Here is a 12,372-nt window from a genome sequence, read left to right on the forward strand (position 1 = left end):
AGCCCCTGGTTGTGACGGATCTGGTTGTGGTGATCAACCCGTCTACCAGGGGTTTCTTACGTCGTCAGGCGAACACCAAGCTCGCGATCATGCTGCGACCAGCACCCCTGCCGCCTGGGGATGAAAAAGGTTCAGTTGTGTAGTTCTGAGGAGCAGAGTAGGAGTGCCACTTGATTTCTGGGGTATTCTCCACCCACGCCAGGTGCTCTGGTGTAGTCGCTGCCAGCGTGACGTCATATCCCGCTTTGGGTTCGTCGCTCGGGTGTACGAGGGCCAGCCACTGCTCGCCGAGGAAGATGCGTGAATCGCGAGTCGGCCAGTTCCATGCCGGAAGGCCGAGCTCGCGACTCCCTTCCTGGGATTGGATCCAATCGGCCTGTACTTCTCGCGCAAATTTAGTTGCAGGAGCTCCCAGGATTGCCTCGATGACTGTGGCGTGAATCAAAAAGTCTGAGAGCTGCTCGCCGGTGCGTGTCCATGGGTTCGGGTTATCGGATGGCTCTCGCTCGTATACCCAATGGGCTTCATCGTCTGGGTCAAATGCCCACGCCCAAGTTCCTTGGTTCTCGACCCAGAACGGTACCTTTCCGTCTTCTGGTGTGAGTTCCGAAACAGGAATGGGGTAGTTATGTGAGGTGATCGCTCCGTGCCATCGTGCGGAGATGTCATGCCATTCAACAAGTTCCCTGGGGGCCGCAGACGCTTCTCTCAAGCTTGAATTGGGGAATGTTGCGCTGCCGTACCAGCTGCTCAGAAATTGCATTAAGCCCTGATTGTCTGTTGGGGCGAGATAGCTCATGGCGGCTATTGTGCGCTACCACAGGCAGAATTCGTAGAGCCGTGGGTTGTGGTCACCCAGCCGTGGCGGATCGAGCTTGTTGAGGGTAACTGGGGCATGGCCAGTGCGCGGGCGAGTTCGGCTGGTTGCCAGGCATGGTGGCCGGGTTTGTGGCTGCTTGGGCCAGGTTGCGGCCCGGCTGGTCGGTGGTGGTACGCAGGGGGTGTACCACGTCCTGGAGCGTCTGGGCGCCGGGGATGGCGACCCGCTTGGAAGGGCGCAGGCCTTCGGTATTGAGCTAGTCGATGATCTGGGTGCTGGTCGGGCCGGCGTCGTCGGGTTGCAGGATCAGCCCGACAAGCCGCGGATGTTACGCCAAGTGCTCCGACTGGGCGGCTGGAGAGGAGAGTCATCGGTGGTGGCGGTGTGTTTGCCTGCCCAGGTTACCTGCTCGCGAACTCATATTTGAGCCCTTACCGGGAATGGCGAGGGCTCTCGATGGCTCCGGGAAGGATAGTTTCTTCGTGAGGAGATCAGTCGCGGTCTGGCAGGTCAGTCGGTAGGGATTTCGAATTCGTTCAAGTGGACGCCGCCGGTGAAGGCGCGCCACTCGTCTGGGGTGAAGATCAGTACTGCCGCGCCAGGGTTTTTGCTGTCTCGCACGGCTACACGTTGGCCGATGAAGGCAACCTCTACGCACTGACCGTTTCCACCACTCAGGCTGCTCGTCCGCCAACTGGCGCCAAGCAGGTCGTTGTCTTCCATGCCGTCCCTCCTCCCACGGATGTGGAATTACAGTGACACTTTCGCCGCCCGGAACGCGCGCTCCCGCCCATCGCCAGATCACGTGGTCAGATGGTTGCCCGTTCCTGCTCAGGTTCCACCTGCGCCCGGACAATCAGACGTAGGTGTAAGGATGCGGCGAGACGGGTCCAACGGCTAAATCAGGCCGTCGAACTCCCCGTCTTTTACTCCTTGGACGAAAGCCTGAAACTCGGCGTCAGTAAATTCGAGCCTAGGCCCATCGGGGTCTTTGGAGTCACGCATTAGTACCGTAATGCCAGGGGACTTGCCTGAGCCATGGGCGATGGTAGCCACTTCGACGCAATCTCCGCCATTGGTGCTGTGGCTGCTCTTGCGCCATGCGACATGTGGCTCTTGAGAAACCGTCATCGGGCGCTTCCCTTCGATTGTGCGAGAGACTTGATAAAGGTAATCGACTCGTCAGGATCGAGTGCGAGACGGATCAGGTGCTCGAATATTTCGGCATAGCGCTTCAACTCCGCGGCGTCTTCCAGTATCAGGCCACTCGTTGCCTGCTCCAGGTAGACAACGTCTGGATCCTTGGCGTGCGGGAATTCCAGCATGCTGAACGCGCCGTCCAGGGCTGCATGAGCCCCGGCAGCGAAGGGGAGTACCTGCAGCGTTACGTTGTCTCGTTCTCCTCGGCTGACGAGGGATTGACGTTGCTCGGCCATTATCGCCGCGCCGCCTACCGGGCGGCGTAGCACTGCTTCATCCAGGATGACATGCAGACGAAGCGGTGGCGTGCGGGTTATCAGCTCTTGGCGACTCATGCGGACTGCGACTTTGCCGTCGATGTCTGTCCCGCTTGCCTGTTCCATCGCTGTAGCGCTTATCGCCACCCGTGCGTACGTCTCGGTCTGGAGAAGGCCGGGAATTACTTGCCCCTGATAGGTGCGTATACGACTGGCTTCAGCTTCCAAGCCGATATACGAGTCGAACCCGCGCTTGAAACCATCGCGGTGACGATGCCACCAGCCTTTTTGTCGCGACTGGCGGGCCATGTCCGTCAACTCTGCCTTGAGGGCCGGATCATTGACGCCGTAGAGGACAAGAAGGTCGGCAACATCTCCGTGATGCACGCTGACTTGCCCGGTCTCAATTCGCGAGATCTTGGTCGCAGACCACTGTAGTTGCTCGGCGACTTCGTCAGCTCGTAGCCGCGCACCCTCCCTCAGGCGCCGAAGCTCGTGTCCGAGGCGTCGCCGGCGCGCGGTAGGGCTGGTGGGCATGCTGCTCCTCTCGTCCTGCTCGCTCTCAGTCTGGCCATCGGCGGCAACCCACGCAAACGCGTCGATGTCGCGCCAGTTGCTTAGACGCAATTGCGTAGCCGCAATTGCTCGGCCATGCTGGAGACTACCAGCCGGAAGCGGGATTGCCGCCAAAAGGGGCATTCTGCTCTTTCCTTCTATTTCGAATCAGGCGCAAGTCGCTGAAGGGCGGTTGACGCGATGTGGCATTACCGGACGCGGTCCATCCGAGACCGGGAGGAATATCTCCGTCTGGTGGCACTGGCCTGTGTTCTGCGTCAGATGGGTGTGCCTGCTGAGGTTGGATTACTGCGCAAATGGGAGCCGTTCATCGCGCTATCGAGCGCGACGGGATCCTGTGCGCGGGCGCAGGCCGTGTTGCGGGACGAGCGGCGGGCGTTCATGTGCGGGTGGGGCCGACTCCGGCAGGTGGCCGCGCTTGACGTGAGTGCGGCCGATCGGATCTGGGAGCTTGCGCAATGAGCGGGTTGTTCCTGGCCGAGATCGTGTTGCCGGGGGTGGAGCGTTCTGTGGCGGTGGCTCGTCGGTGTGTGAGGGAGGTGCTGATTGTCGCCGGGCATGAGGACCTCAACGACGTGCTGCTTGTGGTGAGTGAGTTGGTGACGAATGCCGTGTCCCACTCCGCTTCTCGCGAGCCTGGCGGGTTCGTCACGGTGGAGATCTCCTCCGTGGATGCCGTGACGGCCTACATCGAGGTGATCGACGAAGGGTCGGTGACCATTCCCGAGGTGCGTAACGCCGATGCCGGTGAGTGTGGCGGCCGGGGGCTGTGGCTGGTGGAGGCGGTCGCGGTCGGGTGGGGTGTGCGAGATGAGGCCTACCGGCGGCGGGTCGTGTGGGTGGAGATGTCCACGAAGGACGGTACGTCGGCCTCCGTGGCAAGGACGGGAGGGCGGAAATGAGGTGCTTTGGGGTGTCCTGGATAGTCGATCAAGTGTGGTTTCCTCACTGCACAAGTCCGCATACGTCCCCAGCGCGGTCGCATGCCGAGCGGTTGACGTGGAACGCGCCGCATGAGGGCGACCGTGGCGTGCGCGTGATCGCGTGTACGTGCGAGTGCAGCAGCCCTTTCTACGAACTGTGCCAGGTGGGCGGCCAGCGGTTCATTCGACGCACGCGTATCGGGTCGAACGCGTGGATCGTCGATGAAAGCGATAGATGGCCTGCCAAGCATGCGGATGCGCAGTGGAGTGCTTTGCTGCTCGGTCTACTCCACTGAGAAGAGGCTCCAGGCCGTGCAATGTGGGCGTGGCGGGCACCTGCCGATGCCCGCCACGCCGTGGTGTCAGCGGTGCCAGAGGGCGGCTGAGGTGGTGGTGCTGTCGAGGGTGACGTCGCCGTTCCAGGTCAGGAACGACTGCTGGGGGAGGTAGTTCTGGCCGAGGAGGAAGCCGCGCTTGATCCCGGTGACGTGCACGGTGGCGCCGGTGTCGGTGCCGACCACGACGCGGTGGGCCGTCACCTCGGCGATGTCGTCAGCCGTCGTGCCCGCAGGCAGTTCGACCGTGGTCGCCGCCGGGTCGTCGCGCTGGATGGACCAGGTCGGATCCACGTGGTTGGACAGATAGACGGTGTCGCCGCTGACCAGGCGTACGCCGAGCGAGACCCCGACCCAGGATGCTCCCGCGTTGGCCGGTTGCGTCGTCTTCTTGACCACCGCGTAGAGGTAGTTGCGCTGGTCGCTCACCTCGGGCGTGGTCGGTGTGGTGGCTGAGGGGGCCTCGATCTTGCCCTCGCGGAGCATTTCCTTGGCCATGATCTCGTAGGTCCAGGGGTTGGCGTCCATGAGGTACTCGCGAGCCTGGTTAGCCGGCAGCGTCGGCAGGTAGGACAGGAAGAACCGCATCGGGTCGTCCACGGTGTCGCACATGTTGTTGTTCGACGTACAAGTCTGCAGGAGAGCGTGGTCGTTCTCGTACCGGCCGGAGAAGCGCAGGGTCTGGTGGTCAGGGGCCTGGTAGGTGTCGCTGCCCGCGACCCGGTCGCCGTTCTGGTCGACCTCGACGCTGTAGATCCACTCGATGTCGGTCGTGCGGCCCCAGCGGGCCATCAGCGCGGGGGTGTTCGTGCCGCCGTCCTCGTTGCTCCAGATCACCGAGTACGTGAGCTTTGTGTGGCCGGGGGTGGTGGCCGGTGCCGCGTCGTGCCAGGCGATGAGTGGGGTGTCGGTGGTCGCGTTCTGGTACGGGTTGCCGAGGGCGGCGAGGTTGCGGCCATAGACGACGGGTGCGTATCGCAGTACCAGGTACTCGGGGCTTCCCGGCGCGTATGTAGAGACCTTCAGTGCGTCCACCGCGACTGATTTGCTCCCTGCAGCGGAGCGCTCGCCGGCGAAGTGCAGGCGCAGCTGGTGTACTCCGGCTTTGAGTCGGCCCAGGGCGAGTTGCCGGTGCAGGGGCTGGGCGCCGGAGACCACGAGGTCGGCGACATAGCGGTTGTCGACCGAGATGGACACGACGGCCGATTCGGCGCCCGCCTTCGCCCAGTCCGTGTTCGGTGCGGACGCGTTCAGGTCGATGAGTGCCTCGCCGGACTTCCGGACGATGACAGGAATCCGCGTGTCCGGGTGGTTGCGGCGGACCTCGATGGGCCGGGTGTGGGTGGCGTCGGCTGGCGTGGGGGTGACCTGTGCCATGGCCGGGGTGGTCAAACCGGCCAAGCCGGTCAAGCCGGTCAGGACAGCGACCGTCGCGGTTAACAGCTGGACAACTCGCATCAGGGGGTTCCTTCGCTGCATGGACTGCGCCGTGGGCGGGATGAATCGCGCCCCTGAGCAGGTCCGATCAGATGCCAGATCTAATGATCGAAACTAACCGGCCGGACAACGCCGGGAAAGCGGTCGTTGAAGAACGGGACAACCTAGTAGGCCCCTATCAACTGCCGCCTGTGGCCGATCAACTGACGTTCGGCTGACCGATCCCGACCACGATGCGAAGAGCCCGACCACGATGAGAAGGGGACGTCGGCGCTGGCTGTGGCCTGCACGTCATCGCGGGGACATGCGGGTGCACAAACCCCTGCTACGAAATGTGCCAGGCGGCACCTCTGTCCGATCGTGGTCACCCAGACGGCCAAGGGCCGGGGTCGAAGGGGCCGGCAGGCCCCTGGGAAGAACAGCCCCGAGACACCACGCGCGAAGCGCGCCCTTATGAGGGACCATGCCTTTCGCCCGTTATCGGCGCGCTCCTGGGGCCCGGCGTGCTCAGGGGCGAAACGGGCTGATAGGAATGCGACATGACTGTGAGCGGTGTTTCGATCGGGATTCTGGGCGGGACCGGAGACCAGGGGAAGGGGCTGGCGCGGCGGTTCGCGCTGGCCGGGCACCCTGTGCTGATCGGGTCGCGGAACGCGGGGCGGGCCCAGGAGGCGGCCGAGTCGATCGGCTCCGGCGCCCGGGGGGCCGAGAACGCGGTGGTCGCCACCGAGGCCGATCTGGTGATCGTGGCGGTGCCGTACGACGGGCACAAGGCGCTGCTGGAGTCGCTGCGTACCGAGCTGGCCGGGAAGATCGTGGTCGACTGCGTCAATCCGCTGGGCTTCGACAAGCAGGGCGCCTACGCGCTGCCCGTCGAGGAGGGGAGCGCCGCCCAGCAGGCCGCCGCGGTGCTGCCGGACAGCCGGGTGGTGGCGGCCTTCCACCACGTGTCGGCGGTGGTGCTGATGGATCCGGCCGTGGAGAAGGTCGATCTGGACGTGCTGGTGCTCGGTGACGACCGGGAGGCGACCGACACGGTGCAGGCGCTCGCGTCGGTCATTCCGGGTGTGCGCGGCGTCTACGGCGGACGGCTCCGCAACGCCTTCCAGGTCGAGGCACTGACGGCGAACCTGATCTCCATCAACCGCCGGTACAAGGCTCACGCCGGAGTCCGCGTCACCGACGTGTGACGACCATTTAAGGGAGCCAGCCCGCGTCCTCGGCGATGCGGATGGCGTCGATCTTGTTGCGGGCGCCCGTCTTCGTGATCGCTCCTGTGAGGTGGTTGCGCACCGTGCCCGCCGACAGGTGGAGGCGGGCGGCGATCTCCTCCGCCGACGCGCCACGGGCGGCCTCCCGCAGCACGGTGGTCTCCCGTGGGGTGAGGGGGCTCTCGCCGTACTCCATCGCCGATGCCACCAGCTCGGCGTCGAGTACGCGGAGCCCGGCGGCGGTGCGCCTGATGGCGTCGGCCAGGCGGTGGCCGGGGGCGTCCTTGACCAGGAACGCCTCGATGCCCGCCCCCAGCGCGCGGCGCACCTGGCCGGGCTGGCCCATCGCGGTGAGCACCAGGATGCGGCACGACGGCAGCTGTTCGCGGAGCTCGGCGGCGGCGGTGATGCCGTCGATCACCGGCAGGTCGATGTCCACGATCGCCACGTCGGGCCGGGTCTTCAGGGCGGCGGGTACGATCTCGTCGCCCCGGGTCACCTCCGCCGCCACCTCGATATCCGGCTCCAGGCGGAGCAGGGCTGTGAGGGCGGCTCTGATCATGTGCATGTCCTCGGCCAGCAGTACCCGGATCACGCGGGTACCTCCATGGTCAGGCGGAATCCGCCGGTGCCCGTCGCGGCGGCGCCGGCCGTCCCGCCCGCCTGGGCGGCCCGCTCCGCCAGTCCCGTCAGCCCTCCGCCGGACTCACGGCCATCGGCGTCAGGGGCGCCGTCGTTGACCACTTCGAGCCGCAGCCGGTCCTCCGTCAGGGACGTGCTGATCGTGCAGGTGGTGGCGCGGCTGTGGCGCAGGACGTTGGTGACCGCCTCCCGCACGCCCCACGCCAGCGCCGCCTCCGACCGCTCCGGCAGCGCGGCGTCCACCAGATGCACCTGGCAACCGACCCCCGACGACTCCAGCAGCGCCACCGCCCGATCCACCTCGCTCACCAGTGACAGCTCTCGATATCCCCGCGCCACCTGCCGTACATCCTGCGCCGCCTCCCTGGCCACCTGCACCAGCTCGCCCACCTCGCCGCGCGCCGCGGTGGGGTCGCGGTCCATCAGGCGGGCGGCGAGGTCGCCCTTGAGGGCGATCGCCGTCAGGCTGCGGCCGAGCCCGTCATGCAGGTCACGAGAGATGCGCAGCCGTTCCTTGAGTACGGCGGCCTCGGCGAGCTCCGCCCTGGCGTGTGAGAGGTCCACGGTCACGCGGACGAACCGGACCATGGCGTAGATCATCGCGCCGGTGGTGGATACGGAGAGACCGTAGAAGAGGGCTAAAACCGGGTTGGCGGACCAGGCGAAGATCGAGCCGCCGTCCCACAGCGTCATCGCGCCGACCAGCGGACCGCTCCAGCGCAGCGGCAGGAAGACCAGTAGGCTCCCGGCCAGCATCGGCGCCGACACGGCCGACCAGCCCGAGGGCAGCAGGTAGTCGGGCACGTACGTGGCGAGCACCTGCAGCACCAGCGTCAGCGGGAAGAGCGGCGGCCGCTCGCCGCGCAGCCCCGCCCGCATGTTCAGGTAATGGGTCACGACGACGCCGATCACGGCCGCGCTCGCCACGAATCCGTTGCGCGGGCCGCTGGCGAAGTAGAGCAGCCCGATGAACGAGTACGCGACAGATACGGCCGTGATCAGGACGCGGGCGAGCCGCTGCGCAGAGGAGGAGTTCATGTCCGGACTTATTATGACCGCCGGGGCTCCCACCGGAACCAGAGCCGGATCGCGACGACGCCGATGACCGCCCACACGGCCAGGTTCAGCGCGGGCAGCGCCACCTCGCCGGTCCTGAGGGCGTGCACGACGGCGGAGGTGGGCAGCAGGTCGAGTACGGATCCCACCCAGGCGGGCAGGGCGTCGCGGATCGGGCCCATCGCGCCGGAGGCGATCCCGGACACCAGGAAGATGGGCATCGTGGTGGCGGCGGCCAGTTCGGCGCGCGGGATCACCACGGTGTAGGCGACGCCGAGTGTGGCCATGACGACCGCGCCCACGACGACCGCCCCGGCGTACACCAGCGGGTTCGCGGGGACCGGCACGTCGGCGAGCAGGCGCACCGCCACGGCGCACAGCGCGGCCACGACCACGGTCTGCGTGGCGGTGCTGGCGATCTGGCCGGAGAGGATCTGCCCGTCGGTCAGCCCGGTGGCGCGCAGCCGCTTGAGCACCAGCTGGTCGCGGCGCGTGGTCAGCGCCACGGCGACGTTCATGAACGCGGTGAGCGACAGCAGGATCGAGGTCATGCCCTGGGAGAGATGGGTGGCGTTGGCCACGCCGTCGGCCGTCACGTGCCGCATGAGCACCGGCAGGCCGACGCTCAGCCCCACGGGCGTGATCACCGAGGCGAACAGCATGGCCCGGTCCTGCCAGAACAACCTGGTGCCGAGCCGGTAGGTCGCTGCGTAGCTCATCGGGCGCTCCTGGACAGGTCGAGGAAGAGGTCTTCGAGGGTGGCGGTGCGGACCTCCAGGCCCGCCAGCCGCAGGCCGCGTTCGGCCGCCCAGCTCAGCAGCGTCTGCGCGGCCAGATCGGGATCGGCCGCCCGGCACACGGCCGTCTCACCCTCCAGGGTCACCGGGAGCGGCAGGTCGTCCGGTGCCGTCCCCGGGGGCAGCCGGAACGCCACCCGCCCGCTCCGCGCGGCGAGCGTCTCCGCCATCCCGCCGGACGCGACGATCTCGCCCCCGTCCATGATGGCCATCGAGGCGGCCAGCCGCTGCGCCTCGTCAAGGTAGTGAGTGGTCAGCAGGACCGTGGTGCCCTGCCCGGCCAGGTCACGGATGACCTCCCAGGTGTTCCGGCGCGCCTCGGGATCCATGCCGGTGGTCGGCTCGTCCAGGAACAGGACCTCGGGTCGGCCCAGCAGAGCCAGCGCCAGGTCGAGCCGCCGCTTCTCGCCGCCGGAGAGCTGGCGCACCCGGGTGCCCGCCTTCGGCAGCAGGCCCGCCAGCTCCAGCGCCTCCTCGCGGGGCCTCGGCGCGACGGTGAGGTCACGCCAGATGTCGACGGTCTGGGCGACGGTCAGATCCGGGAAGAACCCGGCGTCCTGCAGCATGATGCCGGTGCGCCGTCTGACGGCCGACCGGTCCCGTGCGGGGTCGAGGCCGAGCACCCGGCAGGCGCCCCCGTCCGGCTGCTGGAACCCGGCCAGCAGCTCGATCACCGTGGTCTTGCCCGCGCCGTTGCGGCCCAGGAGGGCGAAGATCTCCCCCTCGGCGACCTCGAACGAGATGCCTTTGACCGCCGCGAAGTCCCCGTAGCGCTTCCTGACCTCTTCCACATGAATCGCTGTCATATGTACGACTATTTCGGGAGGTGCGGGTCGGCGCCCGTGAAGAATTCACGACTTCCGTGAGAGCTTGAGCAGCGCGTCGGTCACCCCCTCGGGATCGACGACCTGCTGCAGGTGCTCGCCGGGCGTCCGCAGCACGGGCCAGCCCCGCCCGTGCGCCTCCTCGGCCACCTTGTCGTAGGGCGGGCCGTACCAGAGGCAGGCGCACCTGACCGCGTCCCACCCGGCGGGGACGGGAATGGGCTCGGTGTAGTAACCGAGCGGCAGGCGCGGCTGCTCCTCGACCACCGTGGCGCGGACGCGCGGATCGGGCAGCATGGCGGCCACGTCGTCGTCGCTCCACCAGTCGGTCCAGCGCGGCAGCACGCCGTCGTCGTCGGCCAGATCACGCAGGAACGGCAGGAACGCCTCCTGCGCCGCCCGCACCAGCCCGTCACGGGGCGGGATGTGCGCGTCGGCGAACACGCACGACACCACCCGCTCGCCCAGCCCCTCCTTGATCACCGGCAGGAAGAGCCCGGCGTTGCTGTGCGGGACCAGCACGAGCGGCGTCTCGGGCGCGGCCGCGCGCACCGCCTCCACCACCTTCGGCCAGTACGGCGAGCCGCTCCGCGCCACCCCGGTCAGGTCGGGCACCACGGCGGCATAACCCCTGCGCCCCAGGGCCTCGGCCACCGGCGTCCAGGTCGAAGGCCCCACTGACGGGCTGTGCACGAGCACGAACGTCACGTTCATGCTTCTACTTTCCCGCACGCGATGATCCGGCCACGCCGATGTCAGCTGTCGGCGGACTCGGCGGAGAGCGGATCAGACGATGGCGAATTAGACGATGGCGAATCAGACGATCAGGGTGTGGCGGGCGGCGGGCTCGTGGGCGCCGTCGTAGGAGCGCCAGGCTCGCGCCAGGCCGGCGACCGCCCGCGACAGCTCCTCCTCGGGGAACAGGAAGTGCAGCCGCGTGTACTCAGCGTGCCCGCCGAGCGGGTCGAACGAGCGCCCCGGCGGCACCGCCACCCCGTGCCTGAGCGCCACCTGCGCGAACGAGTCGGCCTCGCCGCGCGGCAGCCGTACCCAGATCGTCTGGCCGCCGCACGCGGGCTCGAACTCCCACGAGGGCAGGTGTTCGCGCAGCTCGGCGCAGAGGTGGTCGTGGCGCGCCCGCAGCGTCCGTACGCGCGCTCGCCTGATCTCCGCCAGCCGTCCCAGCAGCGTGGCGGCGGCGAGCTGGCCGAGGATCTCGCCCCCCAGATCGTGTACGGCCCGCAGCCGGGCCAGCCGCGAGACCAGCGGCGCGGACGCCCGGATCCAGCCCACCCGCAGCCCGCCCCACACCAGCTTGCTCAGCGAGGCGATCGTGATCACCTGCTCGCCGGTCCCGTACGCGGCCAGCGGCGGCGGGATCTCGCCGGAGAAGCAGAGCTCCGCGCAGACCTCGTCGTCGATCACCGGCACGTCGTACTCGGCGGCGAGGGCGGCCAGGCGCCTCCGGTCAGCCGATTCCATGATCGAACCGGCCGGGTTGCTGGCGGTCGGCACGGCGTACACCAGGGCGGGCCGTTCGCGCATCGCCTCGGCGGGGACCGGGTCCAGGGTCACGGGGCGGACGGCCGCGGCGGCGTGCCTGAACACCTCCAGCGCGCCCGGGTACGTCGGCGACCCGGTCAGCACAGTGTCGCCCGGCGCGACCAGCAGGCCCGACAGCAGCGTCAGCGCCTGCTGCGCGCCGTTCGTGACCAGGATCTCCCCGGCGGTGGTGGGCACGCCGCGTTCGCGGTAATAGGCGGCGACGGCCTCGCGCAGGGCGGGGTTCCCGGCGGGCTGGTAACCCAGGTCGCGCATACCGGCGAGGCGGCCGGCCGCCTCCTGGTAGGCCTCGATCAGCTCGGGCGGGGGGTCGTCGGGGGCGGCGCAGGTCAGCAGCTGTACGCCGTCCGGGGGATGGAGGATGTGCAGGAGCAGCGGGTTGGCGACGACGCTGTCCGTGGCGCGGGTGGAGGGCAGGTCGCAGGCCGCGACGCGGGTGCCGCTGCCCTGGCGGCGCACCACGCGGCCCTCCTGCTGGAGCAGGTCGTAGGCGGCCACGACGGTGCCCCGGCCGACCGCCAGCCGCCTGGCCAGCGCCCGGTCGGGCGGCAGCTGCTCGCCGGGCGGCAGTACGCCGTCGTCGATGAGCGCCCGCAGGCGGCCCGTGAGCAGCAGGTAGAGAGGCCCGCGCCCGGACGCCCAGCGGCCCAGCAGGTCGACGAGGTCATCGAGATTGGCCCCATTCATGGACCAATTCTCTATCATTGGATCTGACAAAGAGCCACATCTTG

General features: G+C 67.8%; 13 protein-coding genes. 2 read left to right on the top strand and 11 right to left on the bottom strand.

What is annotated here, in order from left to right:
* Positions 1–64: 64 nt before the first annotated feature.
* The 4 genes from AB0C30_RS17640 to AB0C30_RS17655 form a co-directional block, all read right to left on the bottom strand.
* Positions 65–799 (bottom strand): hypothetical protein, encoded by a 735-nt coding sequence (locus tag AB0C30_RS17640; RefSeq protein WP_357944632.1) that lies wholly within the window; start codon positions 797–799, stop codon positions 65–67.
* A 531-nt stretch (positions 800–1,330) separates the two neighbouring features.
* Positions 1,331–1,543, bottom strand: coding sequence for a DUF397 domain-containing protein (locus tag AB0C30_RS17645; protein WP_357944635.1), 213 nt, complete (start codon positions 1,541–1,543; stop codon positions 1,331–1,333).
* A gap of 174 nt (positions 1,544–1,717) precedes the next feature.
* Entirely contained in the window at positions 1,718–1,951 is a 234-nt protein-coding gene (locus AB0C30_RS17650; protein WP_357944637.1) for a DUF397 domain-containing protein, read from the bottom strand.
* Positions 1,948–2,976, bottom strand: a complete 1,029-nt coding sequence (locus AB0C30_RS17655; protein ID WP_357944639.1) for a helix-turn-helix transcriptional regulator — start codon at positions 2,974–2,976, stop codon at positions 1,948–1,950. Before AB0C30_RS17655 ends, AB0C30_RS17650 begins: the two co-directional genes overlap by 4 nt.
* Before the next feature lie 335 nt (positions 2,977–3,311).
* Here AB0C30_RS17655 and AB0C30_RS17660 point away from each other — a divergent pair, with 335 nt between their 5' ends.
* Positions 3,312–3,755, top strand: coding sequence for an ATP-binding protein (locus AB0C30_RS17660; protein ID WP_357944642.1), 444 nt, complete (start codon positions 3,312–3,314; stop codon positions 3,753–3,755).
* Positions 3,756–4,138: 383 nt separating this feature from the next.
* On the opposite strand, the gene AB0C30_RS17665 is transcribed toward AB0C30_RS17660, so the two are convergent.
* Positions 4,139–5,569: a hypothetical protein gene (locus AB0C30_RS17665; RefSeq protein WP_357944645.1), complete on the bottom strand. Its 1,431-nt coding sequence runs from the start codon at positions 5,567–5,569 to the stop codon at positions 4,139–4,141.
* Between the two features lie 518 nt (positions 5,570–6,087).
* On the opposite strand from AB0C30_RS17665, the gene npdG reads away from it, so the two are divergent.
* Positions 6,088–6,738 carry an NADPH-dependent F420 reductase gene (npdG, locus tag AB0C30_RS17670; RefSeq protein WP_357944648.1) on the top strand — a complete coding sequence of 217 codons (651 nt, stop codon included), beginning with the start codon at positions 6,088–6,090 and terminating at the stop codon, positions 6,736–6,738.
* A gap of 7 nt (positions 6,739–6,745) precedes the next feature.
* Here npdG and AB0C30_RS17675 read toward each other — a convergent pair whose 3' ends face one another.
* From AB0C30_RS17675 to AB0C30_RS17700, 6 genes are all read right to left on the bottom strand, one after another.
* Positions 6,746–7,354 carry a response regulator transcription factor gene (locus AB0C30_RS17675; RefSeq protein ID WP_357944650.1) on the bottom strand — a complete coding sequence of 203 codons (609 nt, stop codon included), beginning with the start codon at positions 7,352–7,354 and terminating at the stop codon, positions 6,746–6,748.
* Positions 7,351–8,439 (bottom strand): histidine kinase, encoded by a 1,089-nt coding sequence (locus tag AB0C30_RS17680; RefSeq protein ID WP_357944652.1) that lies wholly within the window; start codon positions 8,437–8,439, stop codon positions 7,351–7,353. The genes AB0C30_RS17675 and AB0C30_RS17680 overlap by 4 nt, the downstream gene beginning before the upstream one ends.
* An 11-nt stretch (positions 8,440–8,450) precedes the next feature.
* A complete protein-coding gene (locus AB0C30_RS17685; protein WP_357944654.1) occupies positions 8,451–9,176 on the bottom strand; it encodes an ABC transporter permease in 726 nt (241 codons plus the stop codon).
* Entirely contained in the window at positions 9,173–10,060 is an 888-nt protein-coding gene (locus tag AB0C30_RS17690) for an ABC transporter ATP-binding protein (protein ID WP_357944656.1), read from the bottom strand. Before AB0C30_RS17690 ends, AB0C30_RS17685 begins: the two co-directional genes overlap by 4 nt.
* 45 nt (positions 10,061–10,105) lie before the next feature.
* The gene (locus AB0C30_RS17695) at positions 10,106–10,792 is read right to left on the bottom strand and encodes an alpha/beta hydrolase (RefSeq protein ID WP_357944659.1); all 687 of its coding nucleotides are present in this window, start codon (positions 10,790–10,792) and stop codon (positions 10,106–10,108) included.
* Between the two features lie 102 nt (positions 10,793–10,894).
* On the bottom strand, positions 10,895–12,328 hold the full coding sequence (locus AB0C30_RS17700) for a PLP-dependent aminotransferase family protein (RefSeq protein ID WP_357944662.1): 1,434 nt from the start codon (positions 12,326–12,328) through the stop codon (positions 10,895–10,897).
* Between the last annotated feature and the right edge of the window lie 44 nt (positions 12,329–12,372).

This window comes from Nonomuraea sp. NPDC048901, from assembly GCF_040649695.1.
Lineage (GTDB): Bacteria > Actinomycetota > Actinomycetes > Streptosporangiales > Streptosporangiaceae > Nonomuraea.

Coding starts and splice junctions, on each gene's coding strand:
- AB0C30_RS17640 (WP_357944632.1), bottom strand. CDS start 799: ATGAGCTATCTCGCCCCAACAGACAATCAGGGCTTAATGCAATTTCTG.
- AB0C30_RS17645 (WP_357944635.1), bottom strand. CDS start 1,543: ATGGAAGACAACGACCTGCTTGGCGCCAGTTGGCGGACGAGCAGCCTG.
- AB0C30_RS17650 (WP_357944637.1), bottom strand. CDS start 1,951: ATGACGGTTTCTCAAGAGCCACATGTCGCATGGCGCAAGAGCAGCCAC.
- AB0C30_RS17655 (WP_357944639.1), bottom strand. CDS start 2,976: ATGCCCCTTTTGGCGGCAATCCCGCTTCCGGCTGGTAGTCTCCAGCAT.
- AB0C30_RS17660 (WP_357944642.1), top strand. CDS start 3,312: ATGAGCGGGTTGTTCCTGGCCGAGATCGTGTTGCCGGGGGTGGAGCGT.
- AB0C30_RS17665 (WP_357944645.1), bottom strand. CDS start 5,569: ATGCGAGTTGTCCAGCTGTTAACCGCGACGGTCGCTGTCCTGACCGGC.
- npdG (WP_357944648.1), top strand. CDS start 6,088: ATGACTGTGAGCGGTGTTTCGATCGGGATTCTGGGCGGGACCGGAGAC.
- AB0C30_RS17680 (WP_357944652.1), bottom strand. CDS start 8,439: ATGAACTCCTCCTCTGCGCAGCGGCTCGCCCGCGTCCTGATCACGGCC.
- AB0C30_RS17685 (WP_357944654.1), bottom strand. CDS start 9,176: ATGAGCTACGCAGCGACCTACCGGCTCGGCACCAGGTTGTTCTGGCAG.
- AB0C30_RS17690 (WP_357944656.1), bottom strand. CDS start 10,060: ATGACAGCGATTCATGTGGAAGAGGTCAGGAAGCGCTACGGGGACTTC.
- AB0C30_RS17695 (WP_357944659.1), bottom strand. CDS start 10,792: ATGAACGTGACGTTCGTGCTCGTGCACAGCCCGTCAGTGGGGCCTTCG.
- AB0C30_RS17700 (WP_357944662.1), bottom strand. CDS start 12,328: ATGAATGGGGCCAATCTCGATGACCTCGTCGACCTGCTGGGCCGCTGG.